Below are 25026 nucleotides of genomic sequence, written 5' to 3'. Positions count from 1 at the left end.
ATGCAAAAGCTATTCACATCGTTACGATATGGGCTGCTGGCGTGCGCGTTGCTGTGGGGCGCGTGCGCTTCGGCGGCGGAATTCGTGGTCGTGGTTTCGGCTAAAAATCCCGTGGCCACGCTGCGCGCAGAGCAGGTGGCGGCCATCTTCCTTGGCCAGACCGGCCGCTTCCCCGGCGGCGAGGAAGCGACTCCGCTCGACCTGCCGGTCGGCAGCCCGCTGCGCGATGAGTTCTACAACAAAGTCGCAGCGCGCACGCCGGCGCTGATGAAGGCCTACTGGACCAAGATGGTGTTCACCGGCCGCGGACAACCGCCGCGCGAACTCCCGAACAGCGCCGCCGTGCGCCGGATGGTGGCCGAGAATCCAGCCATGATTGCCTACATCGACCGCTCGGCGCTGGACGCCAGCGTCAAAACCATACAGGTGACGCCATGACCCCTGCCAAGGAAACCCTGCGCGCACGCTGGTTGCGGCGCGGACTGGACACCCACGTATCGCTGCCGCTGTTTGCTTTGCTGCTGCTGGTGGCGATCTGGGTGGTGACTTTCCACGAGATCGACGCCGAGCGTGAACACGCACAGGAAGCTGCCACCGACTCGTTGCAGGAAATGCTGGGCACCTACGAAGCACAGGTGGCGCGTAGCCTGGATGGCATCGACCAGACCTTGCGCATGCTGAAGTACGCGGTGGAGCGCAAGGGCGCGCTCGGCGCCTTGCCGGAGCTGGGCCGCGAAGGCTTGCTGCCGCCGGGCGTGGTGTTCGTGGTCAGTATTGTTGACCGCAACGGCATCACGGTGGCCAGCAATCCGAGGGCGCTGCCGATTTCGGTGGCGGACCAGAATTACTTCAAATTCCACATGGAGCGCGACAGCGGCGCCACCTACGTCAGCCCGGCCACGCGCGATGCGGCCAACAGCGAATGGCATTTGCACTTCACACGCCGCCTCGACGACGCCGGCGGTAACTTTGACGGCATCGTCATCGTAGAAGCCGATCCGGCCTACTTCACCAGCAGTTATGAACGCAGCCGCCTTGGCGAACATGGCATGCTGGGACTGGTGGGCGCGGACGGTGTGGTGCGCGCGCTGCGCACCGGCGACAAGATGTCCTTCGGCCAGCGGCTGGAAGGCGCGGCTGGAAAATACAGCGGCACGCGCGAGTTGCACGGCGTTGGCCTGAATGTGCTGATTGGACTGGATGAAACGGAATTGATGGCGGGCTTTGAGCGCCAGCGGCGCGAGAAGTTGTGGGAAGGCGGCATCCTGAGTGCTGCGCTGCTGTTTGTGACAGGCCTGCTGTGGCTTTGGTCCTGGCAGGGCGCACGCAATCGCGCCCATATGCGGCGCGCGCAGGAAACCTATGCGGCGGCATCGGCCGCCAGCCTGGATGCCTTCTTCGTCATGCGCGAGATGCGTAACGACGCCGGCGACATCATCGACTTCAAAATCGTCGACGCCAACGTGCGCGCGGAGCAAATGACCGGCTGCAGCAAGCATTACCTGTGCGGCGCCACCTTGTGCACCTTGATTCCGGAAGCGCGCGACAACGGCATGTTGAAGCACCTGATCCGCGTGATGCGCAAGGGCGGCGTGCATGAACAGGAGTGGCAGAGTACCGTGCCGCACCTGCGCGCACGCTGGCTGCACCAGCAAGTGGTGGCAGTACGCGGCGGCCTGGTTGCCATCGTGCGCGACATCTCGGAGCGCAAGCTGGCCGAGGAACGCATGGTGCATCTGGCGCATCACGATACGCTCACCGGCCTGCCGAACCGCAGCCTGATTTCAGATCGTCTCGACATGACCATCGCACAGGCGCAGCGCAACGGCGGCTCGGTGCTGGTGGCGTTTATCGATCTTGACGGCTTCAAGCTGGTGAACGACGGCTTGGGCCACAACGCTGGCGACGAGCTGCTAAAAGTAGTAGCGGAACGCATGTCCGGCTGTCTGCGCGCCACCGACACCGTGGGCCGTTTCGGCGGCGATGAATTCGTGCTACTGCTGACCGAGCCTGGATCCGGCGTCGATGCCGCGCCGGTGCTGGAGCGCGTGCGCGAGTCGGTGCTGCAATCGATCAGTCTTTGCGGGCAGGAGGTGCAGGTCAGCTGCAGTATCGGCGTGGCTGTGTATCCGAACGACGGCAACGACGCCGAAACCCTGCTGATGAACGCCGATGCGGCGATGTACCGCGCCAAGGATAAGGGCAAGAACAACTGCCAGTTCTACACCCGCGAAATGAACGCTTGCATCGAAGAGAAGCTGTTGCTGCTGGAAGGCTTGCGCAATGCGTTGGACGACGGCCAGTTCCGCCTCGTCTACCAACCCAAGGTGGACCTGCGCACGGGCCGCGTGTTTGGCGTGGAGGCGCTGGTGCGCTGGGATCATCCGGAACACGGCACCATCGGGCCGGATCGCTTCATCCCGCTGGCCGAGGAAAGCGGCATGATCATCGCACTCGGTGAATGGATTTTGCGCAGCGCCTGCATGCAAGCGCGCGCGTGGCAGGATGCGGGCCTGCCGCCGCTGTGCGTGTCGGTCAACGTGTCGCCGCGCCAGTTTGAGGAAGCCCGCTTGGTCGAACGCGTGCAGCAGGCGCTGTGCGACAGCGGCCTGGCGCCGGAATGGCTGGAACTGGAAGTGACGGAAGGTGTCATCATGCGCGACTTGCAGCAAGCCGTGGCCAAGATGGCGCAGGTGAGGGCGATGGGGGTGGCGCTGTCGATTGACGATTTTGGCACCGGCTATTCGAGCCTGTCGGCGCTGAAGTCGTTCCCGATTTCGACGCTGAAGATCGACAAGTCCTTTGTGCGCGATCTTGGACGCTGCAGCGGCGACGAGGCGATTGCCAGTTCCATCATCGGGCTGGCGCACCGCCTGCGCTTGCGCGTGATTGCGGAAGGTGTGGAGACCGAACAGCAGCGCAGCTTCCTGCGCGAGAACGGCTGCGATGAAATGCAGGGCTATCTGTTCAGCCGCCCACTGCCTCCGACACAGCTGGCGGCCTTGCTAGGTGCGCCAGCCATGCAAGCCGCTTAGTACGACCAGGCCAGCGTCGCGCTGCCGTTGCGTGGCGCGGCGTAGTAGGCCTGAGTCCAGTACAGGCTAGTCAGGTGCTTGTTGTCGGTGACGTTGTTCAGGTTCACCGACAGCGACAGGTGCTTGTCGATCTCATAGCGTGCCATCAATCCCAGCGTCGCGTACGAAGCCTGCACGGTGCGGATGGTGTCGGTCTGGTCGACCGAGGTCTCGCTTTGCCATGCTAGCGTGCCGCCCACTTTCAGCGCCGGCAGGGCTGGTATGCGGTAGGTGGTGTTCAGGTGCAGTGTGGTGCGCGGAATGAAGGTGCGCACTGCCTTGCCATCATCACCTTTCAGCGAGGTCAGACGGGTCAGGCCTGCGCTGGCTTGCCAGCCTTTGCTCAATTCACCCGACAGGTCGAACTCATAACCCTGCGATTCCGCATTCACGCCCCGGTAGTAGGCCTTGGCGCCGATCGTGCCCGCTTGTTCGGCTGTGTTGTCCTGCTGCGTCTTGAAGATGGCGCCCGATGCATTCAGCTTGTTGTCGAACAGCGCTGCTTTCAGGCCTGCTTCCGTGGTCTTGCCTTTGACCGGATCGAGCGGCATACCTGTCGCATCAACCTCGCTTTGCGGATTGAAGATTGCGGTGTGGCTTGCGTAAGCCGACAGTTCGCGATTGATGTCATACACCACGCCGACGTATGGCGTGGTTTTGCTGGCCGACTTGTACTTGCTTTCACCGTAGGCATTGCCGTTGCTCTTGGCGCGGGTGGAGTTCAAGCCAGTCAGCACTTTCACGTCGTCGGCCAGATTGAAGCGCGCCGCGATATAGACGGTGTTGCGGCGGTCTTCGTAGTTGCTGCCTTCAGTGCCAGCGTCGAAGGAGGGCATAGGATAGCTGCCGTCGAACGCAGTCTGGCCCAGCATTTCGGTGCCGATGCCCTGGCCGTAGCGCGACAGGTCTTCCAGCTTGGAGCGCGACCAGCTGTAGCCGAAGCTCAGGTCATGCTGGCGGCCGCCCAGATTGAATTTGCCATCGACCGAAATGTCGGCCAGCGTTTGCTTCTGGTTCGACGCGTATTGCGAAGGGTAGGAGTACAAGCCGCCGCCGACTACTTTGTTCGGCGTGCCGTAGACGTATAGCAGGTTGGAGTCCGATTTGTCGGTGATGTAGCTCAGCGTACCTTGCACGGTCCAGCCCTGGCCCAGGTTCTGGCGCAGTTCTGCGAAGGTGGTGTTGTTGGTGGTGTCCCAGCGCGACCAGTTGGCCGAGGTGCTGGTCGATACCGGATAGTTGGTCGGGCTGCCATCGGTGTAGTACAGCGGCAGCGCGCCCCACATCACGCCCTTGCTGCGATTGGACTCGTAGCTGTGGCCCACGGTCAGCAGGGTGTCCTTGGCCAGCTGCGCTTCGACCACGGCGTAGGCCACGGTTTTCTTCGGCGAGTAGCGGTCGAGGTAGGAGTCGCTGTCCTGCCCCACCAGCACGGCGCGGCCGTTGACGGTGCCGCTTTCATTCAGCCTGGTGCTGACGTCGCCCTCGATGCGGCGGTTATTCCACGAGCCGAGAGAGACGCTGGCACTGGCCGTGGTGGTAGCGGTCGGGCGCTTGCGGATGAAGTTGACGGTGGCGGATGGATTGCCGGTCGACGCCATCAAGCCGTTGGCGCCGCGCACGATGTCGATGCGTTCGTACAGCGCGGTGTCGATGTCGCCCTGGACGTTGCCGAATACTTGCGGCATGCCGACGCCGTCGTACTGGAAGTTGACCACGTCGAAGCCGCGCGCGGTGTAGTAGGTGCGGCTGGTTTCGACTTTTTCCACCGTCACGCCGGTGCTGTTGGCCAGCACCGAGTTGATGTTATCGAGCTTGAAGTCGTCCATCAGCGCGCGGGTGACCACTGACACGGATTGCGGCGTCTCGCGCAGCGACAGGTCCAGCTTGCCGGCCGATTTGGTGCTGCGGGTGGTGTAGGCGGTGTCGTCGGCATTACCGGTCACCGTCACGGTTTGCATTGGGGTCTCTGGCGCGTCGGCTGGAGTGTCGGCTGCGTGGGACAGGCCGGCGTAAATCATCGACAGCGCCAGCAACATCGGGCGCAAAGGCAGGTGACGGGGCATGCAGAACTCCTTGAATAAGAATGAGAATGATTCTTATTATAGTTATTTGATGACGTACACGCAACGCCGTGCCCCGGCCAGCATGTGTTCGACCCGGCCGACCGAGCAATCCGGGCCTAAAACCCGCTGGAATACGTCCAGCTCCGAGCGGCAGAATTGCTGGCATTGTTTGGCGGCGGCGCAGATCGGGCAGTGGTTTTCGATCAGCAGCAGGCTGCCATCGTCCTGCGCTTCGATTTCGGCCATATAGCCCTCGGCGCTGCGGGCTTGCACCAGCGCCTGCACCCGTTCGGGCAGAGAGCGGGCAGCGGCCAGGTGCTGGCGATAGTCGCGTTCGCTGGCCGCTTCGCGCGAGCCGATCAACTTGTCGAGACCGGCTTCGCCGAACAGGGCGCGCACTTGATCGATCAACTGCAGCGTGAGGTCGGCGTGACGGTCGGGGAAGCGGGCGTGGCCGGCCTCGGTCAGCAGCCAGCGGCGCGATGGGCGGCCCGGCTTGTCGGCCACGTCCTCGTAAGTGACCATGCCTTTTTCCTGCCAGGCTTCCAGCTGCTTGCGCGCGCCCATCGAAGTCAGGTTGAGCAGTGCGGCCAGTTGCTGGGCGGTCTGCGGGCCGCGGGTCTTGATCAGGAATAGCGTCTGTTCGGCGGTGTTCATGGCAGCGCGCCCTCCACGCGGGTGTTCATGCTGCGGTGCCATTGCTGCATGCGCCAGGCCGACCAGGCGCTCAGGGATGCGCCGAGCAGCAGGATCAGGCGGGTGTCGATCAGCGTCAGCACCGCGCCGGCCAGCGCCATGATGATGTTGGCGAGGCAGAAGGTGGTCGAGATCAGGCCCATCACGGCGCCTTGGCCGTGCGTGCCGCCGAAGCGTTCGGCGCAGTAGTTGGGCACGATGGCGTTGTAGAACGAATGCGGTATGCCGTACAGGATGATGCAGGCGAGGCCAAGCGTGGCGTTGCTGGCAGCCAGCGCTGCAATGATGGCGGCCACGGTGAAGGCGTAGCGGCGCGCGCGCAGCAGTGGTTCGCCGGTGAATGGACGGCCGGCGACGATGGTGGTGACCGTCATCACGGCGCACATGGCAGCAGTGACCCAGGCGATGCCTTGCGCGCCGTAGCCCGGTACTTCTACCAGCCACAGCGGATAGAACTCGTAGAACGCCGTCACGCCGCAGGTGTAGGCCAGCGTGACGATGAACAGGCTGCGCAGGTCCGGTTCGCGCAGCAGGTTGAGCGAGTGCTGATCGCGTGCGACTTGCCACCACGAGGTGGTAGCGTGCGAAGCGGCTTCACGCGGCAAGGTGACGGCGACCAGTGCAGCCACCAGCAGCAGGGCGGCCACGGCGACCCAGAACGGCGTGGTGATACCGAACTGTAGCGTGGCGCCAGCCAGCAGTGGACCGGCCAGCCAGCCCATGTAGAACGCGCCGTTCAACCACGACAGCGCTTTGCGGCGCAGGTCGCCGTCGAGACGGTCGGCCAGCAGGGCGCGCGCGACTGAGCCGCTGCCTTCCAGCAGGCCGGTAACGAAGCGGGCGATGATGAACAGCGGGTAGTTCTCGATGATCAGCGCGGCGGCGGTGACGGCGTGGCCGATGGCGGCGCCGACGGCGGTAATCAGCAGTACCGGGCGGCGGCCGTAGCGGTCCGACATGGGGCCGAGCAGGGCCGAGCCGATCAGCAGGCCGAGCGGATTAATCGTCAGCGCCAGGCCAAACAACAGCTTGGGTGGCAGGCCGAGGAAAGTATTGAGGCCGTTGGTAGCGCCGGCGGCAAAGAGCGGCGGCAAGATCGGATAAGGCAGCGCGGCGCCGATGGTGGATAACAAAGCCAGCAGGCAGGCGGAAGCAATCAGCAGATGAGTTTTCATGCCCTCAACTGTACGCTTGGCCCAATAATAAGTAAACAAAAAAGTTTACAAATTCAGGGTCAGCTCTGTCATTTGGACATGCGCACTTATTCTTTGACTTATCTCAATACGCAAATTGGTCTGTTTTTGCGTATTGAGGTAGATCAAGGATTTGTACTGCGTGTCCAAATGACAGAGCTGACCCCGAATTGGGTATGATGCATTTTTTTGATTGGGCTTGGTATGAGGGATTGGTTTGCCGGCGAGCGCGGGGCGTATTTTTTTCTTTGGCTCGGTATCGCCTTGATCGCGCTGTTTGGCGTGCTTGAGTATCGTTTTCCGAAAACGGAACAGCTGGAGCTGGCGCGAGGGCGCGTAACCTGGCAGCAAGAGACGCGCGGGGCGCTGTATTTCAGGCTGTCGGATCAGCAGCAGTTGGTGCTGTATGTCAAGGGGGATGCCGATGGCAAGCAGCGCGCAGCGATACGTGATGCGGCCATGTATCCAGTCAGCGTGCAGTTTTTACGCGCGCAGAAAACTGGCATCGGCTTCGCGAGCGGCGAGTTTTATACGGCTTACACGGTCGCCGTCGGCGGTAAGCAGGTGGCTAGCCTGGAGCAAGTGCGCAGCGATTATCGCCACGATAATTTCATCGCGCTGGCGATGGGCATTGCTGCCACCATCGCCGGCGCATGGCGCGTGCGTGCGCTGGGCGCTGCTAGCTCACGTCGCGCTGGCGGCGGAAGGCCAGCCAGCCGGCGATCACGGTAAAGCTCGCGACGATCACGACCACGATCAGGAAACCGTGCTCGGCCTGCGCCAGCGGGATACCGCCCACGTTCATCCCCAGCAAGCCGGCAATGATGTTGATCGGCAGCGCCAACACGGTCACCACGGTCAGCACGAACAGGCTGTGGTTGTTGGCCTCGCTGGCCAGCGCCGCAATCTCCTCCTGGATTAACTTGATACGTTCCTGCAGCGACGCCATGTCCGCCAGCACCATCGAGAATTCCTCGGTCGATTGACGCAGTTCCTGCGCGTCGATCTCCGCCATCCACGCTGGCGGCTTTTGCAGCAGGCGGAACAGCGCCGCCGGTTCCGGCGCCAGCAGCCGCTGCAAGCGCACCAGCACGCGCCGCAGCGCACCGAGGCTGGCGCGCTTGGTGGTCAGTTTGCCGGCCAGCAGATTGTCTTCGATGCTGTCGACCGTGGTAATCGCGTCGCGCACAATTTTGATCAGCGCATCGGCCTGGTCGCGCAGCAGGTGGGTCAGCAATTCCACCGATGAGCGGATCGGCTCGCCATTGCGCACGGCGTTGCGCAAGCTGTCCACCGCACGCAGCGGCTTGCGGCGCGCGCTGATGACGATCTGCTTGTCCACGCCCAGCCACAACGTCGAGATGTCGGACGGCTCGAACGAAAAATCGTGCAGCACATCGTTGACCACCGCGATCAGGGTGTTGTCCGCCAGTTCGATGCGCGTCGAGCGCGGGCCTTCGTGCAGGCTTTCGTAAAACTCTTCCGGCAGCGAGGTGTGCTCGTGCAGCCATTTTTCGCTAGCGGTGTTGGCCAGGTTGTAATGCAACCAGATGAATTCCTGCGGATGTTGCTCGCGTTCTTTCATCCATGTACAGGCGGAGTCGGTATCGAGTGGCTGGCCTTTGCCGTCGGCGCTACGGCCAAACAGATAGCCGCATACCATGCCGGATTGATCGGAACCGTAGGACTGCGGCGTGCTCTGCATCGTGAACTAGACCAGCAGCGCGGCGCTCATATCGGCCGCATCGCGTTTGGCCTCTTCCAGCATGCTGGCCAGTTTATGTTCATCGATGAACAGGTCAATCGCCGAATCGGAATGCGGCGGCAGGTCGCGCTGCGGTTCCTGTAGCGGCGATTTCACCGGCGTCAGGTGGTTGGCCAGCAGCAGCGTGTCGAGCAGGGTATCCGGCGGGATCGACATGAAGCTGTCGCGCAGGCCTTCGATGGCGTCGGCCACCGGCTCCGGGATGCACAGCTTGCGCATCACTTCGCGGGTGATGATTTCTTCGCTGGCCGAGTGCCAGTTTTCCGGATCTTCATCCAGCAGGCCGGGGAATTCGTCGGCGCGCGACAGCAGGTAGAAGCCGCCCACCTCATGCACGATGCCAGCAAACAGCGCGGTATCTTCATTCACGCCAGTCACGTAGCGCCCGATCAGGCGGCCCAGCGCGGCGACGGCGATGGTGTGGTCCCACAGTTTTTCTGCCTTGTTGCGCAGCGCCGGATCGGAGATCTTGCTGCCGAACTGGCGCACCACCATGGCCGCTGCCAGCGCGAACAGGTTCTGGTAGCCGATGCGCATGATGGCGCCGCGCACATTGGTCACCACCGGCGCACCGGCGCGGTTGAACATGGCGGAGTTGGAAATGGCCACGGTCTTGGCGGCCAGCAGCGGCTCGGCCAGCACCAGGCTGATGGCGGTGTCGATCGGACAGTCAGGATCATCCAGTGCCAGTTGCACGCGCAGCGCCGCATTGACGCTGGTTGGAAAGACGAGTTCGCCACGGATGGCCAGGGCCGCGATGTGGCCGTATGCTTCGAGTTTATTCATGGTCAAAATTATACGCAGGCTTGGCGTCAATCTCAACGCTATGCGTCGCTTGTCGTCTGCAATGAGACAGATGTGACGCGAAGATGTGTAAGGAGGGAAGAGGGGAGACGTTCGCGGCGCCGGAATGGGGCGCCGCGAACGGGGTAAAGCTAACTCAGGCGTTGACCAGTTCAGGCTGGCGCGCGCCGTGTTCTTTGCTGTAGCGGCTGACCGACAGGTCGTCGGCGCGGATGGCCGGGCGGCGCGACGAGATCAGGTCCGACAGCAATTGCGCCGAGCCGCAGGACATGGTCCAACCCAGCGTGCCGTGGCCGGTGTTGAGGAACAGGTTGCGCAGGCCGGTGCGGCCGACGATCGGCGTGCCGTCCGGCGTCATAGGACGCAGGCCGGTCCAGAAGCTGGCTTGGGCGGTGTTGCCGGCGCCAGGGAACAGGTCGTTGACCACCATCTCCAGCGTTTCGCGACGGCGTGGATTCAGGGTGTGGTCGAAGCCGGCGATCTCGGCCATGCCGCCCACGCGGATGCGGTCATCGAAACGGGTGACGGCGATTTTGTAGGTTTCATCCAGAATGGTCGAGACTGGTGCAGCGTCGGCATTCACGATCGGTACGGTGATCGAGTAGCCTTTCATCGGGTAGACGGGAATCTTCACCAGCTGTTTCAGCAGCGCGGTCGAGTAGGCGCCCATGGCCACCACGTAGGAATCGGCAGTGACCAGCTCGTCGCCGCACTGCACGCCTTTCAGCGCATCGCCATCGCTGACCAGACCGGTGATGTCGACGCCGTAGCGGAACTTTATGCCCAGTTGTTGGGCCATCGCGGTCAGGCGGGTGGTGAACAGCTGGCAGTCGCCGGTTTCATCGTTCGGCAGGCGCAGGCCACCGACCAGCTTGTTGCGGGCCAGGCCCGGTTCAGCATTGATCAGTTGTTCGCGGCTCAGTAGCTCATACGGCACGCCGGTTTCTTCCAGCACGCTGATGTCTTTGGCGGCGGCGTCCATTTGTTCCTGGGTGCGGAACAGCTGGGTCGTGCCTTGCTGCCGGCCTTCGTATTCGATACCGGTGGAAGCGCGCAGGGCTTTGAAGCAGTCGCGGCTGTATTCAGCCAGGCGCACCATGCGTTCCTTGTTCACGGCGTAGCGTTCGGCATTGCAGTTCTGCAGCATCTGCCACATCCATTGCAGCTGGAACAGGGTGCCGTCGGGCGTGATGGACAGCGGGGCGTGACGCTGCAGCATCCACTTCATGGCTTTCAGCGGGATGCCAGGCGCGGCCCACGGCGAGGCGTAGCCGGGCGAGATCTGGCCGGCGTTGGCGAAACTGGTTTCGAGGGCGGGGCCCGGTTGACGGTCGAGTACGGTTACTTCGTGGCCGGCCTTGGCCAGATAGTAGGCGCTGGTGACGCCAATAACACCACTGCCCAGGATCACTACACGCATTTTTGCCCCCGATTATTTATTGACCAGATATTCCGCTATGGTATTCTCGTTATCGCAGTGTTTGTTACTGTATATTTTCTTAAAAACAGTGGATTTTCATGAGAATTCAAAAAGAATCGGTCCGCGGGCTGGACAAGCTTGATCGAAAGATATTGCAGATCCTGCAGGAGGATGGGCGCATCTCGATGAAAGACCTGGGCGAGCAGGTGGGCTTGTCGACCACACCGACCATCGAGCGCGTCAAGCGCCTGGAGCGCGATGGCGTGATTACCGGCTATCATGCGCGGATTGATCCGCCCTCGCTGGGGGCCAAGCTGCTGGTGTTTGTCGAGATCACGCTGAACCAGAAGTCCGGGCCGGCGTTTGAGCAGTTCCGGCGCGAGGTGCTGCGCATTCCCGAAGTGCAGGAGTGTCATCTGGTGTCGGGCGATTTCGACTACCTGATCAAGGCGCGCATCCACGAAATGGCCGAGTACCGCAAGCTGCTGGGCGAAATGCTGCTCAGCCTGCCCGGTGCGGCGCAGTCGAAAAGCTATGTCGTGATGGAGGAGATCAAGGAAACACTGACTTTGTCGACCGAAGTAGTGCAGGGATGATCTAAATCAAAGTGTGTCGTTTGCATTCGGTGGAGGGCGGTGCATACTGTTCCCATGAATTCCGTCGAATCCACCAAATACCGCAAGACGCTTGAAACGGCCGGTGTGCCGCCCGAACAGGCGACTGCGCATGCTGATGCGCTGGGCGAGGTCTTGGAAAGTCTTGCTTCTAAGGCGTGGGTGAAGGCCGAACTCGCGCAACAATTAGGAGACCTCAAGTTTGACATGCTGAAATGGATGATCTCCTTGTTCATCGCACAGACTAGCCTGACCATTGGCGCTGTGATTGCCATCGTGCGCTACCTGCCGCACTAAGCCGCGCTTCAGTTACAATGCCATAATGGCATCACAACCAACTGGAGCAGGTGTGCATCCTTCCTCGCAGCTCGTCGTGCGCTCATTGGACGAGCATTTGTCGTCCGACCAGAGTTTCAGCTCCGCCTACGCGCGGGCGGTGGGCGCGATCGCCGGTCACGAGGGCAGCCTCACGCTGGCCCAGTTCGCCGCCGTCACTGACATCGCTGGCGACGGCCAATCCTCCGCCGTTTTCACCGCACTGGTTTTAAACGCCATTGAGTCCGGCGTGGAAGTCGACTGGGCGCTGAATGCGCTTGGCCGCAGCTGCACCGGCATCGAGCAGCAAGCGCGCGAGCAGGCGCTGGGCATGGCAATTCCTTTGCTGGCGCTGCACGGCGCCGAGGCGCGCGCGCTGGCGCAGCGGCTGGCGAAAGTGCTGTCGGTGCGCTTGTCGCCGGAAGATCTGAATCGCTTGCCGCCGGCCGAAGAGCGCGGCATCTTCGCCAATCTTGGCGAGCAGGCGCGCCGATTGGTGCGCGGCCGTTCGCTGGCCGACGCGGTGGCGGACTTCGGCCGCACGGCCGGCCAACTGGAACTGATCGACCACGCGCGCCATTTCCAGGCCGGGGAGATTGACCAGGTTGCGCTGCGGGAGCTGGTTAGCACCACCACTGCCTCCATCACGCAAAACATCAGCATCTACCAGGAGCAGCTACGCCTGCTGACGCCGGGCGATGTCGCGGCCACGCCGCTGGTTAGTGCGGCCAGCGATTTGAGAAGCCAGGTGGCGCAGCGGCTGGTACTGGTCGAACAACGCATCGCCTATGAGCGCGGGTTGATGGTCGAAGAAATCGACGACGCCGTGCACGACGCCGGTAACGCTATCGAACTGGCGATGACGGACCGTCTCAACACCGATCAATGGAAAGACGAAGACGTGTGGGCCAGCATGGGCCGCAACCAGTTCGGGCAAGAGATGGAGCGCAGGCTGGACCGCATCGTGCGGCGCAAGGAACAGGCTTTGCACCTGCTGCAGGAAGACCTGCGGCTGTTCCAGTCGGGGATGAAGCTGGGGCAGGCGACCGTGTTCCAGCGTCAGCACCACGCAGCGCTGGCCAAGCTGATGCCGCGCCTGCGCATCGGTACACGCATCGTCAACAAGCTCGATACGGCGGCGAATATCACGCTGGCAGGCGGCGCGGCGGTGGCGGCCAGCACCGGCACGGCGGCCTATCTGATCGGTGCGGCCGTGGTGCTGCCAGTGGTGGCGCCGGTGGCGCCGTTTGTGGGCGGCGCGGTGCTGCTGGCTGGTGCGTTCAAATGGTTCACCGACGGCGGCAAGCGCAAACGCACCGAAATCCGCGACAAGCGCATGGCCTTTGAAGCAGAGCTGCGCAAGCAGCTGGTTGCCGCCGAACAGTCCTTCAACGCGCAGCTGGACCAGGTGGCGGAAGGCTTCCGCGATTCTGCCGTCCAGTTGCTGACGCCGATTTTGCTGGAAGCCGAAGCGGCCGGCCGCGTGCCCGGCATGCGCCAGCGCATCGCCGACCGCGTCATCACGCAAGCGCAAGCCGCGATCCGCCAGCTGGACGCCGAGCTGCGTTAAAGATTTTTAGCGATGATGACGTCGGCGGCGGTGGCGGCTTGTTGCAGCGGCTGCGTCAGCGCTTGCGTGGTGTAGACCGGCGTTTGCGGCATCGCTGCGCCCAGCACCGGGCCGTCGGTTTTGCTGATGTCCACCGAGACGGTGGTCGACAGGCCGATACGCAGCGGGTGGTCTTTTAGCTCTTTCGGATCGAGCGCGATGCGCACCGGCAGGCGCTGCACCACCTTGATCCAGTTGCCGCTGGCGTTTTGCGCCGGCAGCAGTGAGAACGCGCTGCCGGTGCCCGCCGACAGCCCCACCACGCGGCCGTGGAATTCCACTTTGCTGCCGTACATGTCCGCTTCCACCTTGGCCGCCTGGCCGACGCGGATGTTCTTCAGTTCCGATTCCTTGAAGTTGGCGTCCACCCACAGCTGGTCCAGCGGCACAATCGCCATCAGCGAAGTGCCCGGCGTGGCGCGCGCGCCAATCTGCACGCTGCGCTTGGCGACGTAGCCCGACACCGGGGCCAAAATGGTATTGCGGCGCGACGCCAGCCACGCTTGCACATAGTCCGCTTTCGCTGCCTGCACCGCCGGGTGCTGTGCCACGCTCACGCCGTTGACGCCAGCCTTGGCCGCTTCTTCCTGCTTGATCGCCACCGCAATCGCAGCGCGCGCATCGTCTACAGCCTGGCGTGCGTGTTCGACTTCTTCGCCCGACACGGTGTGGTCGGCGGCCAGCGGCTTGCGGCGCGCCAAATCGTCTTCGGCATTTTTCAATTGCAGCTTGCGCAGCGTGATGGTGGCGTCGTACTGCGCCACGTCCGCATAACGCTGGCGTTGCTGGCGTACGGCGGCGCCCAGTTTGGCGTCGGCTTGTGCCAGCGCGATGTCAGCATCGGCTGCATCGAGCTGGATCAGCGGCGCGCCGGCTTGCACCATCTGCGTTTCGTCGGCGCGGATCTCGGTCACGTTGCCGGTCACTTGCGACGACAGGTTGACCAGGTTGCCGCCCACGTAGGCGTTGTCGGTCTCCTGCACTTTGGACAGCACGCTCTCGTAGTAAACCGCGTACGCTGCACCGGCGGCGACGAAGGCCAGCGTGATCCCCGCCAGCACGGTCTTGCGCTTGTTGTCGTTTGGTTTGGTGGTTTCAGTGCTCATGATGTGATCCTATTTGGTGACAGTCGCCAGCGGCGCTTCTTCGTGATAGCCGCCGCCCAGCGCATTGGTCAGCGCCACTTCGGCCAGCAGTTGTACTTGTTGCAGATACAGGTCGGCGTCCTGCTGCTTGAGCAGGGACAGGCGCGCATTCAGTACGCTGCTGTTATTCGTCAGCCCATGATCCATGCGCGATTGCGCCGACGCCAGTTGCGCGCGTGCCAGCGTGGTCGCTGCGCTTTGCTGCACGATCTGCTGCTCGATGCCTTGCAGTTGCGCCCCGCCTTGCGCGACTTCGCGCACGGCTTCGATGATGGTCTGGTTGTATTCGGCGATGCGCTCATTGCGGCTGGTGCGTGCGCCATCCAGCTGCGCGTCGAGGCGCTTGCTGTCGAACAGCGGCAGTGTCAGCGTCGGGCCGAGATACACGGTGCGGCTGGCTGCCTGCAGCAGGTTTTCGACTTTGACGGTATCGAGGCCGATGGAGGCGTTTAGATTCAGGTCCGGATAGAACGCGGCTTTGGCGGCGTCGATTTTGCTGATGGAAGCTTCTAGCTTCCAGCGCGCTGCCTGCAGGTCTGGACGGCGTCCCAGCAGTTCCATGCCGAGGCGCGCGGGCAGGGCGTGCGGCGCGGGCGACACGGCCACCGGCTTTAGGTCTGCCAGCGCGGTGTTGTCGGCGCCGGCCAGCGCGCGCAGGGCTTCGCGTTCGTGTTCGATATCGGCCTTGAGTTGCGCCTGCTGTTTGCGCATCAGGTTCAGCTCCGACTGGGCGGCGCGTTGTTCGTCGGCGTTGGACAGCCCGCGCGCGATGCGTTTGGCTTTGTCCTGCACCAGCGCGTCCTGCGTGGCCGCCAATTGCTCGGTGTTCGCCAATCGCGCCCACGCGCCTTGCAGGCGGAAATAGCTTTGGGCGATGGAGGCAGCCAGCGCTTGCTCGGCTTCCGCGTAGGCGGCACGGCCGGCATTCAGTTCGCCGACGGCGGCCGCCACTTGCGCGCGGTTTTTGCCCCACCAGTCGAAGTTGTAGCGCAGGTCAAGGCGCAGCGTTTCGTCGGTGAAGTAGGCGCCGCCGATCGGCGCTGGGAACAAGCCGGTGCCCGAGTAGCGCTGACGGTTGGCGTTGGCGTAGGCGCTGATGTCAACGCCCAAATCGGCCACGCTGCGCGACAGCGAGGAACGCGCGCTGCCGATGTGCGCTGCCGCCACTTCCAGCGACGGGCCGCCGGCCAAGGCTTGCTTGATGATGGCGTTGAGCTGCTCGTCGTGGTAGGCGGTCCACCACTGCGCTTGCGGCCAGCCTTCGTTGGCCAGTTTGATGCTGGACGAGAGTTCGGCGCCGGCGATATCGCGCTTGGCCAGCGCGTTGCTGTCGGGCGGCACGCTGGCGCAGCCGGCCAGTGCGAGCGCCACGGCTGCGACCATGGTTGATACGGTAGGTGTTTTCACTTCATGTTCTCCTTATTCCATCGCAGCGTGATCGACTGCAGCCGGCGCGGTTTTCGCCGGCGGTTTAATCAGCAACAGCAGCGGGATCACGCACAGCGTCGCTATCATCATCAGCCAGAAGTCGTCGACGTAGGCGATCATCGAGGCCTGGCGGGTAATCTCGTTATTCAGCGAGGCCGCCGCCTGTGGCGTGGCCAGGTTGTCCAGCAGCGCCGGATTGGCGATGGTGACGTGTTCGACCAGCGAGGCGTGCACGGTCTGCGTATTCCGCGCCAACAGCGTCTGCACCAGCGCGATGCCAATCGAGCTGCCGATATTGCGTATCAAGCTGTAGATGGCCGTGCCTTCGGCGCGCATCTCCGGCGACAGGGTGGCGAAGGTGGCGGCGCTCAGTGGCACGAATACCAGGCCGAGGCCCAGGCCCTGGATCACGCCCGGCCACACGATATCGCTTTGCGACAGCACCAGCGTGTACTGGGTCATCTGCCACAGCGAGAAGGCGGTGATCAGGAAGCCGGTGGCCAGCAGCACGCGCAGATCGATCTTGCCGACCAAACGGCCCACCACCATCATTGCCACCATGGTGCCGATGCCGCTCGGTGCGGTCACCAGACCGGCGATCTTGGCCGGGTAACCCATCAGGCTTTGCAGCATCGAAGGCGTCAGCGCGCGCGTCGCGTACAGCACCAGGCCGACGATGAAGATGAATAACAGGCCGCTGACGTAGTTGGAATTGCGCAGCAGCCGGTAGTCGAAGAAGGATTTTCCGGCCGGACGGGTGGCCGTGTGAGCGACAAAGTAGGCGAAGCTCAGGGCGAGGATAATGGCTTCCACCCAGGTCTCAGTAGATGCGAACCAGTCGTTCTGCTCACCGCGGTCGAGCAGCATTTGCAGTGCGCCGATGGCCAGACTCAGTGTCGCGAAGCCGAAGGCGTCGAACTGCATCTTGCGTGGCGCATCGGTCTTTTTGATGTAGCGCCAGATGCCGTAGAACGCCATCGCGCCCACCGGCACGTTGATGAAGAACACCCAGCGCCAGTCATAGCTGTCAGTCAGCCAGCCACCCAGCGTGGGGCCGAGAATAGGGCCGATCATCACGCCCATGCCCCATACCGCCATCGCCGAGCCGTGCTTCTCGCGCGGATTGATGTCGAGCAGGGTGGCTTGCGACAGCGGTACCAGCGCCGCGCCGAAGATCCCTTGCAGCAGGCGCGCGATCACGATTTCGGTCAGCGAACCGGAAAGCCCGCACAGCACCGAGGCCACGGTAAAACCGGCCACCGAGGCGAGGAAGATGTTCTTTTGGCCGAAACGGTCGCACAGCCAGCCGGTCAGCGGCGTGGCAATCGCGGCGGCGACGATGAAGGAGGTCAGCACCCAGGTGATCTGGTCCTGCGAAGCCGACAAGCTGCCCTGCATATGCGGCAGCGCGACGTTGGCGATGGTGCCGTCCAGGGCCTGGATGATGGTTGCCAGCATGATCGAGACGGTGATCATGCGGCGGTTCAGGCCATCATTCGCGATGCTCATGTTTGTGACTCGACGTTGGCCTGCAGAGTTTCAAGAAAGGCGGTGACGGTGCGCAGCATCTCCGGATCGACGTTGCCGAGCAGCTCGCGGCGCAGCTCGTCGGCTTCCTTCCATACGCTGTGGTAGATGTCTTGCCCGGCCGGCGTCAGGCTCAGCAGCTTGACGCGGCGGTCGGTGGCGGATGGCGTGCGCACCATGTAGCCGGCTTTTACCAGCCGGTCGACGGTGGCCACCATGGTCGGGTCTTCCACGCCGGCGCGCGCGGCCAGCTTGGTTTGCGACGGCGGCTCGGTTTCCTTGGCGGTCAGGGCGATGGCCATCCAGCTGGCCTGGCTCAGGTTCAGGTGCTTGAGGCGGCGGTCAATGGCCAGCCGCCACGCGCGGGCGGAGCCGTGCAGCGCGGCGGAGAAGCGTTCTTCTATAGAAGACATATGATTTTACGGCTAATGGTTAGATATCGAACTATTAGTTTAGCACAAGCAATTTGTGTTCGCTAGCGCACGGAAAGTTGCTGGGGCGGCCGCTATGATCCAGGCTGAGCATCTTCGCTCGTACTAAAAACAGAGACTTATCATGAAAGCCAAGTTACTCGCCGCCAGCCTGCTGGCCTTGTCTGCCTCCGCCTTTGCGTCCGATGTGGGCGTGTCCATCAGTGTCGGCCAGCCCGGCTTTTATGGCCGCCTCGATATCGGCGACTATCCGGCGCCGCAGCTGCTGTACCGCCAGCCGGTGATCATCGAGCGTCCGGTGCGTTACGTCGAGACGGCGCCGATTTATCTGCGTGTACCGCCGGGCCATGCGAAAAACTGGGGCAAGCATTGCTATGCTTACCACGCTTGCGGCCAACGTGTGTACTTTGTGCAGGATGGCTGGTACAACCGGGAGTATGTGCCGCGCTACCGCGAGCGCCATGGCGGTCCGGAGCGTCACGACTACCGTGAAGTGCGCCGCGAGGAGCGCCGTGATTTCCGCGACGACCACCGGGATGACCATCGTGATCGTCGTAACAACCGTGACGATCATGACGATCACCGTGATGGCCGCTACGATGATCGCGGCCCTGGCCACGACAATGGCCACGGCCGTGGCCATGAACGTCGCGACTAATCAGGCAGCGCCGTTGGGCTTCGGGAGGATCATGGTCAACGTGACGCCCCGCTCAGCCCCGGCCGACAGCAGGAGCGTGCCGCCGAGATAGGCCGCACGTTCGCGCGCCATGCGCAGGCCGAACTTGCCGGCCGCTTGTCCCGCCGGCACCGGGCCGATCAGGCCGACGCCGTTATCCTTCACCGTCAACATTACCTCATCTTCGTTGTCGTCAACGATGACATCCACCTCGGTCGCCTGCGCGTGCATAGTGATGTTGCGCAGCGCCTCTTCCAGCGTATGCAGCAGCACAATGCCGTGGCTGCGCGGGCAGTCCAGTTCCTCTTCCGGCAGACTGCAGCGGGCGGCAAGGCCTTGCTGCTCGCCGAACTGCGTCACCAGCTCATCCAGCGCTACCCGCACGCCAAGGAATTCCAGCTTGTCATTCCACAGCTTCAGCTGCATCTGGCGGTTGGTCTCGACGATTTGTCCCAGCAGCTTTTTCATATTGCCGGCACGGTCCTGCAGCGCCGGGTCGGGCGGCAGCTTTTGCATCAGCAGGCCGAGGTGCATGGTGAGCGCGGTCAGCGAGGAACCGAGTGAATCATGTAGCTGGCGCGATAGCGAGCGCCGCTCATTGTCCCAGCAGGTGTGGACATGGCCCAAAAGCTCGCTCAGGTCCGCGCTGCGCAGTGCTTCTTGCTGGAGTGGTTGTTGGTCTTGTGGTGCCGGTACGGACATGTTTTTCTCTGTAAAGACAGGTTTGCTCCGATCATAACCGAGCTTCGCCGGATGGGGCGCACGGCTATTGTTTTACCGGCACGCGGGCGCAGCTGTCGATCACCTCCATCAGCTGGTCGATATCGACTGGCTTGACCAGGTGGCGGTCGAAGCCGGCCTCCATCACGCGCCGCAAGTCATCCGCCAGGCCGTAGCCGGTGAGCGCCACCAGCTTGATGCCGCTGGTGGCGGCATCGGCGCGCAGGCGGCGCGCCACTTCGTAGCCGTCGATGCCGGGCAGGCCGATGTCGACCAGCGCCAGGTCGGGCTGGTGCGTGCGTGCGGCGTCCAGACCCTGCAGGCCGTCGGCGGCCGATTGTACATCGTAGCCGTAGCCGCCCAACATCATGGTCATCATTTCGCGGCCATCTTCGTTATCTTCGATCAGCAGCACGCGCGGCTTGCCGTGCGTGCCCAGCTGAGGCGTAGCGGCCGGCGCTTCCAGCTGGTGGTTGATGCGCGGCAGGCGCAGCGTGAAGGTGCTGCCTTGCTGGGCCCCGGCGCTCTCGGCCGCAATGCTGCCGCCATGCAGTTCGGCCAGCCGGCGCACCAGCGACAAGCCGATGCCCAGGCCGCCTTGCGCGCGGTCCAGCGTGCGGCTGCCTTGCACGAATACGTCGAACACATGCGGCAGCAGTTCGGCCGAGATGCCGACGCCAGTATCGCTCACGCTGAGCACCACGTCGTCGTGTTCGGTCCAGGTACGCACCGCGATGCGGCCGCCAGGTGGGGTGTATTTCAGGGCGTTGTCGATCAGGTTGCTGGTGATTTGTTCCAGCCGCGTGCTGTCGCCATCGACCCAGCCGGGCATGAGGTCCTGGTCCAGTTCGTAGTCCGTGCTGCGGCCGGTGGCGCGGTAGGTTTCCAGCGTTTGTGCGATCAGCGTGGACAGCTCCAACGGCGCGCGGCTGAGCAAAATCTTGCCCGACATGGCGCGCGACAAGTCCAGCAAATCATCGACGATGCGGCCCAGGTGCTGGCTCTGGCGCTGGATGATTTTCTTGGCGCGCTGCACGCCGTCCAGCGAAACCCCGGGCAGCCCGATCAGCGAGGCGGCGCTGCTGATGGCGCTGAGCGGGTTACGCAGCTCGTGGCCCAGCATGGCGAGGAATTCGTCCTTGGCGTGGTTTTGCCGTTCCACCGTCTTGCGTTCGGCGATTTCGCGCGTCAGGTGCTTGTTGGTGGCGATCAGTTCGGTGGTGCGCAGGCTCAGCTGGCGGGCTTGCTGCTTGAGTTCCTCATTCTTCATGGCCAGCGCCACGAACACGGAAATCTTGGCGTACAGGATTTGCGGGATCACCGGCGTGAACAGGAAGTCGACCGCACCGTGCTGGTAAGCCTTCAGGCGGTCCAATTCGTCGGCGAGGAAGGCCGTGATGAAGATGATGGGAATGTCGGCCGAACGCGCGCGCGCATGGATGGCGGCGGCGGTTTCAAAGCCGTCCATGCCGGGCATGTTCACGTCCAGCAGGATTACGGCAAAGTCATGCATCAGCACCTGGCGCAAGGCGTCCTGGCCGGACGGCGCCGATAGCACTTCGTAGCCTTCCTGTTCTGCCCATTGGGCGAGCAGGCTCGTCAGCGCGAACAGGCTATTGGCGTCGTCATTGACGACCAGGATCTTCGGATTATCGAGTTTGGGCACAGGTCGCTCTGCCGTATGGGGAAGCATCGATCGATGATAGCAAGCACATATATGAATGTCAAAAGACTATGTTCAATCGAACGCGGCTATTGGGGAGTTCGCTTGCGCACAGACCGCATGCGGCAATGCTGGCACAGTGAAACAGGACATTTAACCGAAAGGACGTCATCATGAACATCGATACTGTCGTAGACAAAGAGTATGTGGGCCTGAGCTTCCGCGCGCTGGCCGACGCGCCAATCAGTGCACTACGCGGCATCAGCGCCAAGGATGCCAAGGCGCTGGCGCAAGCCTTCAACGTGCACACGGTGCGCGACCTGGCCAACCTGGAGTTTGTGAAGTGGGCTGCGGCGATCACTACACTGGCTGCGCAGGAGCAGGAAACGCCGGCCGAAAAAGCCGAGGAGGCACAGCTGGACGACGGCGTTGAAATGAGCTTCCCGGCCAGCGACCCGGTCGCCATCTCGGCGCCGCATTAAGCCGGCGCGGCCGACATGGCGTGATGCTGCTGCGGCGGAGTTGGCAGCATCTGCGCCGTGCAGCAGCGGTTCTTGCCCGAGCGTTTGGCTTCGTACAGGGCGCCGTCGGCAGCGGCGATCAGGGCCGCTACTTCGTGGGCGTCATCCGGGAAGATGCCAACGCCGATGCTGGTTGACAGCTTGAGGGTGACGCCGTTGATCTGGTAGGGCTGCGAAACGGCATCGATCAGCTTGCCGCACGGTTCCTGGGTATCAGCCACGGTGGCGATGCCGCCCATCACGATCACGAACTCATCGCCGCCGACGCGCGCCACAGTGTCTTCCTTGCGCGCGCAGCCAATCAGTCGCTGCGCCACTTGTTTGAGGATTTCATCGCCGTAGGCATGGCCGTGGGTATCGTTAATGGCTTTGAAACCGTCGAGGTCGAGGTACATCACGGCCGCCTTGTTTTGCTGGCGGGAGGCGTGCTGCAGCACGTTGGCGATGCGGTCTTCCAGCAGGCGGCGGTTAGGCAGGCCGGTGAGTGGATCGTGCAGCGCCAGTTCCTGCTGCTGTTTGCTGTATTGCGCCAGTTCGCGGTACAGCAGCCGTACTTCCAGCATGTTGTGGATGCGCTTGTGCACTTCCAGCAGGTCGAAGGGCTTGCTGATGAAGTCGCGCGCGCCAGCTTCCAGTGCAGCGATCTTGAAGCTCGGCTGTGCGGTCAGTGCCAGCACCGGCAGGTAGCCGCCTTGCTCGATTTCCTTCAGGCCCTTCATGACCTGGAAACCGTTCAGGCCCGGCATTTGCAGGTCGAGCAGGATCAGGTCGTAGCAATGCTGGCGGTGTAGCGGGCACACTTGTTCCGGCAGCATAGTCGAGCTCACATTGGTGTAGCCGGCCTCGCGCAGGATCTCCAACATCAATTCGACGTTGTCTGCGCTGTCATCCACCACCAGGATCTTGGCGCTCAGGATTTCGTCTCGGCTTGGCATAATGATGGTCTCGGTCTGTCTCGGTACGGAATAATAATTCGATAATATCCCAGGCGTCAGTGTTGCGACGCACACAAGTGCTACGCATTTCCATGTGGAAACTATTGTACGCCTATTTTTATATTATTGTAGTGTATCAAGCGATTTGCAAATTGCTTGTAGGACATTGCCGCGTCTGCAAGTAGGAATGAAATACTTCCTTTGTGGAAACTTATACGTGGCGATGGGCGGCGCTCATGGCGGCCACTTTGGCGATCAGTTCGTTCGGTTCCACCGGCTTGGCGATGTGGGCCTTGAAGCCGCTGGAGAGCGCCTTGATCCGGTCTTCTGAGCGGGCAAAGGCGGTCAGGGCGATGGCGGGCAGGTCGCCACCGCGTGACGGTCCCAGAGCGCGGATGCGGTCCAGCAGGCCGAAACCATCCACCTCCGGCATGCCGAGGTCGCTGACCATCAGGTCGGGCCGCTTATGCTGCAGCAAGTGCAGCGCTTCGCTGGCGGTGGCGGCCGTCAGCACCTCAGCGTTGCAATCGCTCAGGATGCGTTTAATCAGTTCGCGCGCATCGTCTTCATCGTCCACCACCAGCACTTGCACGCCGCTGAGGTCATGGGTGGCGGCAGGCTGGGCCGGCGGTTCGGCGGTCACAGCTTGCGCTAATGGCGGGCTATTGTGGGCAGGCAGGCGCAGCGTGAAGCTGGCGCCGTTGCCTTCGCCGTCGCTGGCCGCGCTGATGGTGCCGCCGTGCTGCTCGACCAGGTCCTTGACGATGGCCAGGCCCAGCCCGAGGCCGCCGTGCTGGCGGGTGGTGGTGGAGTCGGCTTGGCGGAAACGCTCGAACACGTGGTCGAGGAAGGCCGGCGCAATGCCGATGCCGCTATCGCGCACGCTGAGGGCGATCTGCTCGCCGTCGCGCTGCACGGCCACCGTCACGCTGCCGCCGCGCGGCGTGAATTTGATGGCGTTGGTGAGCAAATTCCACAGCACTTGCTGCAGCCGGTTGGCGTCGCCGGCGATCATGCCGGGGGTGGACTGGAAATCCTTGTCGATGCGGATTTGCTTGGCGTCCGCCGCCGGCCGTACCGACTCGATGGCGGCGGCAGCAATGGCGGCCGGCGCCAGCGGCCGCATCTCCAGCCGCACCTTGCCGGAGGCGATGCTGCTCATGTCCAGCAAGTTTTCGATCAGCTGCGCCTGTGCGCGCGCGTTGCGCTCGATGGTTTGCAGGGCGCGCTCGAGGTCGGCCTGGTCGCGGCTGCCGCGCCGCAGCACCTGGGCCCAGCCCAGGATGGCCGTCAACGGCGTGCGCAGTTCGTGCGACAGGGTGGCCAGGAATTCATCCTTGAGCTGGCTGGTGCGTTCGGCTTCGGCGCGCGCCTGGCGCTCGCGGTCGAGCAGCACCTTGCGTTCTTCAGCCGCTTGTTGCGAAGCTTCGTACAGGCGTGCATTGTCGATCGCCACCGCGGCCTGGGCGGCAATGCCGCCGATGATGCGCTCGGTGCGCTCATTGAACATGCCGGGCTGCGGATGGCCGAAGAACAGGCAGCCGATCACTACGCCGTTGCGCAGCGCCACCGGCACCGCCAGGTAGCTGCGCACTGGCGGATGGCCGGCTGGCAGGCCGTGGTAGGGCGCGTTGTGGCCGTAGCGCGGATCCTTGAGTACGTCGTCGCTGCGGATGGTGCCCTCGCCGCGCAGGCTGGGGCCGAACAGGGCGGTGGCGCGCGGCTGGCCGAATTGCGAGAAGGCGGCCGGGGCGCCGGTCGACAGCGTGTGCAGCACCATCGCCTCGCCGGCGCTGTTGGTGGTGTGGTAGAAGAAGGCGCCGAAGCGCGCGCCGCTGATGCTGGTGGCGGCGTCAGTCACTTCTTGCAACAGCGGCCGCAGGTCGCGCTGCGAGGCCAGCATGGCGCCGGTGCGGTTGAGTAGTTCGAGCAGGGCGGTTTCATCGCGCAAGGCTTCCTGGGCGCGCTTGACCTGGTCGACGTCGGTGCTGGTGCCGAACCAGCGCTGTACGCTGCCGTCGCTGCGGCGCACCGGATTGGCGCGGGTGAGAAACCAGCGGAATTCGCCGTTGGCGCTGCGGATCGGGATTTCCAGTTCAAACGGTGTACCGGTGCGGCGCGAGTGCTCCCAGTGCGCGGCCATTGCATCCAGGCAGTCGGGGGCATAGACGCGTTGCCAGCCGTTGCCGGCCATTTGTTCGGGCGTGGTGCCGGTGTACTCGTACCAGCCCCGGTTGTACCAGACCAGTGCGCCGTCCTGCTCGGCGATCCATGCCAGTTGTGGCATGGAATCTGCCAATGCGCGCAGTTCCAGCTCGCTTTGGCGCAAGGATTCCCTGGCGCGCAACAGCTCTTGGTGCGCGTCCGGCGCGAGAGGCGAGGTGGCGATAGGGGCGTTCGGAATCATGGTTTTATTTTAGCCCC

General features: G+C 63.1%; 22 protein-coding genes. 8 read left to right on the top strand and 14 right to left on the bottom strand.

The window, feature by feature from the left end; translation table 11 throughout:
• Together GTP46_RS19820 and GTP46_RS19815 are read left to right on the top strand one after the other, a co-directional pair.
• Window positions 1-438 carry a type 2 periplasmic-binding domain-containing protein gene (locus GTP46_RS19820; RefSeq protein WP_161008352.1) on the top strand — a complete coding sequence of 146 codons (438 nt, stop codon included), beginning with the start codon at window positions 1-3 and terminating at the stop codon, window positions 436-438.
• Window positions 435-3035 (top strand): bifunctional diguanylate cyclase/phosphodiesterase, encoded by a 2601-nt coding sequence (locus tag GTP46_RS19815; RefSeq protein WP_161008351.1) that lies wholly within the window; start codon window positions 435-437, stop codon window positions 3033-3035. The genes GTP46_RS19820 and GTP46_RS19815 overlap by 4 nt, the downstream gene beginning before the upstream one ends.
• Here GTP46_RS19815 and GTP46_RS19810 read toward each other — a convergent pair.
• The 3 genes from GTP46_RS19810 to GTP46_RS19800 are packed head-to-tail and all read right to left on the bottom strand — an operon-like array spanning window position 3032 to window position 7011.
• Window positions 3032-5140 (bottom strand): TonB-dependent siderophore receptor, encoded by a 2109-nt coding sequence (locus tag GTP46_RS19810; protein WP_229259032.1) that lies wholly within the window; start codon window positions 5138-5140, stop codon window positions 3032-3034. The two genes, GTP46_RS19815 and GTP46_RS19810, sit on opposite strands and share 4 nt — an antisense overlap.
• 42 nt (window positions 5141-5182) lie before the next feature.
• Window positions 5183-5797: a helix-turn-helix transcriptional regulator gene (locus tag GTP46_RS19805; RefSeq protein WP_161008350.1), complete on the bottom strand. Its 615-nt coding sequence runs from the start codon at window positions 5795-5797 to the stop codon at window positions 5183-5185.
• Window positions 5794-7011 (bottom strand): MFS transporter, encoded by a 1218-nt coding sequence (locus GTP46_RS19800; RefSeq protein ID WP_161008349.1) that lies wholly within the window; start codon window positions 7009-7011, stop codon window positions 5794-5796. Before GTP46_RS19800 ends, GTP46_RS19805 begins: the two co-directional genes overlap by 4 nt.
• Window positions 7012-7233: 222 nt before the next feature.
• Between GTP46_RS19800 and GTP46_RS19795 the strand changes: the two genes are divergently transcribed.
• The gene (locus GTP46_RS19795) at window positions 7234-7761 is read left to right on the top strand and encodes a hypothetical protein (RefSeq protein WP_161008348.1); all 528 of its coding nucleotides are present in this window, start codon (window positions 7234-7236) and stop codon (window positions 7759-7761) included.
• Here the strand turns inward: GTP46_RS19795 and GTP46_RS19790 are convergent.
• The 3 genes from GTP46_RS19790 to GTP46_RS19780 form a co-directional block, all read right to left on the bottom strand.
• Window positions 7709-8734, bottom strand: a complete 1026-nt coding sequence (locus GTP46_RS19790; protein ID WP_161008347.1) for a transporter — start codon at window positions 8732-8734, stop codon at window positions 7709-7711. The genes GTP46_RS19795 and GTP46_RS19790 overlap by 53 nt on opposite strands.
• A gap of 6 nt (window positions 8735-8740) precedes the next feature.
• Window positions 8741-9580: an HDOD domain-containing protein gene (locus tag GTP46_RS19785; RefSeq protein ID WP_161008346.1), complete on the bottom strand. Its 840-nt coding sequence runs from the start codon at window positions 9578-9580 to the stop codon at window positions 8741-8743.
• 154 nt (window positions 9581-9734) lie between these two features.
• Window positions 9735-11018 carry a D-amino acid dehydrogenase gene (locus tag GTP46_RS19780; protein WP_161008345.1) on the bottom strand — a complete coding sequence of 428 codons (1284 nt, stop codon included), beginning with the start codon at window positions 11016-11018 and terminating at the stop codon, window positions 9735-9737.
• A gap of 98 nt (window positions 11019-11116) precedes the next feature.
• Between GTP46_RS19780 and GTP46_RS19775 the strand changes: the two genes are divergently transcribed.
• Genes GTP46_RS19775 through GTP46_RS19765 form a run of 3 tightly spaced genes read left to right on the top strand, consistent with a single transcriptional unit; the run spans window position 11117 to window position 13517 of the window.
• Window positions 11117-11614: an Lrp/AsnC ligand binding domain-containing protein gene (locus tag GTP46_RS19775; protein ID WP_135200039.1), complete on the top strand. Its 498-nt coding sequence runs from the start codon at window positions 11117-11119 to the stop codon at window positions 11612-11614.
• 54 nt (window positions 11615-11668) lie between these two features.
• The gene (locus GTP46_RS19770; RefSeq protein ID WP_161008344.1) at window positions 11669-11929 is read left to right on the top strand and encodes a hypothetical protein; all 261 of its coding nucleotides are present in this window, start codon (window positions 11669-11671) and stop codon (window positions 11927-11929) included.
• Between the two features lie 52 nt (window positions 11930-11981).
• Window positions 11982-13517 (top strand): hypothetical protein, encoded by a 1536-nt coding sequence (locus tag GTP46_RS19765; RefSeq protein ID WP_371869704.1) that lies wholly within the window; start codon window positions 11982-11984, stop codon window positions 13515-13517.
• Here GTP46_RS19765 and GTP46_RS19760 read toward each other — a convergent pair.
• Genes GTP46_RS19760 through GTP46_RS19745 form a run of 4 tightly spaced genes read right to left on the bottom strand, consistent with a single transcriptional unit; the run spans window position 13514 to window position 18069 of the window.
• Complete coding sequence (locus tag GTP46_RS19760; RefSeq protein WP_161008342.1) at window positions 13514-14662, bottom strand: HlyD family secretion protein; 1149 nt, start codon at window positions 14660-14662, stop codon at window positions 13514-13516. The genes GTP46_RS19765 and GTP46_RS19760 overlap by 4 nt on opposite strands.
• Before the next feature lie 9 nt (window positions 14663-14671).
• Entirely contained in the window at window positions 14672-16108 is a 1437-nt protein-coding gene (locus GTP46_RS19755; protein WP_371869703.1) for an efflux transporter outer membrane subunit, read from the bottom strand.
• A gap of 12 nt (window positions 16109-16120) precedes the next feature.
• Entirely contained in the window at window positions 16121-17638 is a 1518-nt protein-coding gene (locus GTP46_RS19750) for an MDR family MFS transporter (protein ID WP_161008341.1), read from the bottom strand.
• Window positions 17635-18069: a MarR family winged helix-turn-helix transcriptional regulator gene (locus GTP46_RS19745; RefSeq protein WP_161008340.1), complete on the bottom strand. Its 435-nt coding sequence runs from the start codon at window positions 18067-18069 to the stop codon at window positions 17635-17637. The genes GTP46_RS19750 and GTP46_RS19745 overlap by 4 nt, the downstream gene beginning before the upstream one ends.
• Window positions 18070-18211: 142 nt before the next feature.
• Here GTP46_RS19745 and GTP46_RS19740 point away from each other — a divergent pair, with 142 nt between their 5' ends.
• Window positions 18212-18745, top strand: coding sequence for a hypothetical protein (locus GTP46_RS19740; protein ID WP_161008339.1), 534 nt, complete (start codon window positions 18212-18214; stop codon window positions 18743-18745).
• Here the strand turns inward: GTP46_RS19740 and GTP46_RS19735 are convergent, their stop codons facing one another.
• Complete coding sequence (locus GTP46_RS19735; protein ID WP_161008338.1) at window positions 18746-19465, bottom strand: sensor histidine kinase; 720 nt, start codon at window positions 19463-19465, stop codon at window positions 18746-18748.
• A gap of 64 nt (window positions 19466-19529) precedes the next feature.
• A complete protein-coding gene (locus GTP46_RS19730) occupies window positions 19530-21149 on the bottom strand; it encodes a response regulator (protein ID WP_161008337.1) in 1620 nt (539 codons plus the stop codon).
• A gap of 170 nt (window positions 21150-21319) precedes the next feature.
• Here GTP46_RS19730 and GTP46_RS19725 point away from each other — a divergent pair, with 170 nt between their 5' ends.
• Complete coding sequence (locus GTP46_RS19725; RefSeq protein WP_229259031.1) at window positions 21320-21628, top strand: hypothetical protein; 309 nt, start codon at window positions 21320-21322, stop codon at window positions 21626-21628.
• Here the strand turns inward: GTP46_RS19725 and GTP46_RS19720 are convergent.
• Together GTP46_RS19720 and GTP46_RS19715 are read right to left on the bottom strand one after the other, a co-directional pair.
• Window positions 21625-22602, bottom strand: coding sequence for a GGDEF domain-containing response regulator (locus GTP46_RS19720; RefSeq protein WP_161008336.1), 978 nt, complete (start codon window positions 22600-22602; stop codon window positions 21625-21627). The genes GTP46_RS19725 and GTP46_RS19720 overlap by 4 nt on opposite strands.
• A gap of 211 nt (window positions 22603-22813) precedes the next feature.
• Window positions 22814-25009: a hybrid sensor histidine kinase/response regulator gene (locus GTP46_RS19715; RefSeq protein WP_161008335.1), complete on the bottom strand. Its 2196-nt coding sequence runs from the start codon at window positions 25007-25009 to the stop codon at window positions 22814-22816.
• Window positions 25010-25026 lie beyond the last annotated feature (17 nt).

Origin of the sequence: Duganella flavida (assembly GCF_009857445.1) — a bacterium.
GTDB classification, from domain to species: domain Bacteria; phylum Pseudomonadota; class Gammaproteobacteria; order Burkholderiales; family Burkholderiaceae_D; genus Rugamonas; species Rugamonas flavida.
The sequence above is the reverse complement of the archived record's forward strand: the minus strand, read 5'-3'. Positions and strand labels throughout refer to the sequence as shown.

Bases quoted from the DNA above. Each gene is read 5' to 3' on its own strand.
- GTP46_RS19790 (WP_161008347.1), bottom strand. From the start codon at position 8,734: ATGCAGAGCACGCCGCAGTCCTACGGTTCCGATCAATCCGGCATGGTA.
- GTP46_RS19750 (WP_161008341.1), bottom strand. From the start codon at position 17,638: ATGAGCATCGCGAATGATGGCCTGAACCGCCGCATGATCACCGTCTCG.
- GTP46_RS19780 (WP_161008345.1), bottom strand. From the start codon at position 11,018: ATGCGTGTAGTGATCCTGGGCAGTGGTGTTATTGGCGTCACCAGCGCC.
- GTP46_RS19745 (WP_161008340.1), bottom strand. From the start codon at position 18,069: ATGTCTTCTATAGAAGAACGCTTCTCCGCCGCGCTGCACGGCTCCGCC.
- GTP46_RS19775 (WP_135200039.1), top strand. From the start codon at position 11,117: ATGAGAATTCAAAAAGAATCGGTCCGCGGGCTGGACAAGCTTGATCGA.
- GTP46_RS19720 (WP_161008336.1), bottom strand. From the start codon at position 22,602: ATGCCAAGCCGAGACGAAATCCTGAGCGCCAAGATCCTGGTGGTGGAT.
- GTP46_RS19815 (WP_161008351.1), top strand. From the start codon at position 435: ATGACCCCTGCCAAGGAAACCCTGCGCGCACGCTGGTTGCGGCGCGGA.
- GTP46_RS19800 (WP_161008349.1), bottom strand. From the start codon at position 7,011: ATGAAAACTCATCTGCTGATTGCTTCCGCCTGCCTGCTGGCTTTGTTA.
- GTP46_RS19725 (WP_229259031.1), top strand. From the start codon at position 21,320: ATGAACATCGATACTGTCGTAGACAAAGAGTATGTGGGCCTGAGCTTC.
- GTP46_RS19715 (WP_161008335.1), bottom strand. From the start codon at position 25,009: ATGATTCCGAACGCCCCTATCGCCACCTCGCCTCTCGCGCCGGACGCG.
- GTP46_RS19820 (WP_161008352.1), top strand. From the start codon at position 1: ATGCAAAAGCTATTCACATCGTTACGATATGGGCTGCTGGCGTGCGCG.
- GTP46_RS19770 (WP_161008344.1), top strand. From the start codon at position 11,669: ATGAATTCCGTCGAATCCACCAAATACCGCAAGACGCTTGAAACGGCC.
- GTP46_RS19740 (WP_161008339.1), top strand. From the start codon at position 18,212: ATGAAAGCCAAGTTACTCGCCGCCAGCCTGCTGGCCTTGTCTGCCTCC.
- GTP46_RS19805 (WP_161008350.1), bottom strand. From the start codon at position 5,797: ATGAACACCGCCGAACAGACGCTATTCCTGATCAAGACCCGCGGCCCG.
- GTP46_RS19810 (WP_229259032.1), bottom strand. From the start codon at position 5,140: ATGCCCCGTCACCTGCCTTTGCGCCCGATGTTGCTGGCGCTGTCGATG.
- GTP46_RS19785 (WP_161008346.1), bottom strand. From the start codon at position 9,580: ATGAATAAACTCGAAGCATACGGCCACATCGCGGCCCTGGCCATCCGT.
- GTP46_RS19735 (WP_161008338.1), bottom strand. From the start codon at position 19,465: ATGTCCGTACCGGCACCACAAGACCAACAACCACTCCAGCAAGAAGCA.
- GTP46_RS19760 (WP_161008342.1), bottom strand. From the start codon at position 14,662: ATGAGCACTGAAACCACCAAACCAAACGACAACAAGCGCAAGACCGTG.
- GTP46_RS19795 (WP_161008348.1), top strand. From the start codon at position 7,234: ATGAGGGATTGGTTTGCCGGCGAGCGCGGGGCGTATTTTTTTCTTTGG.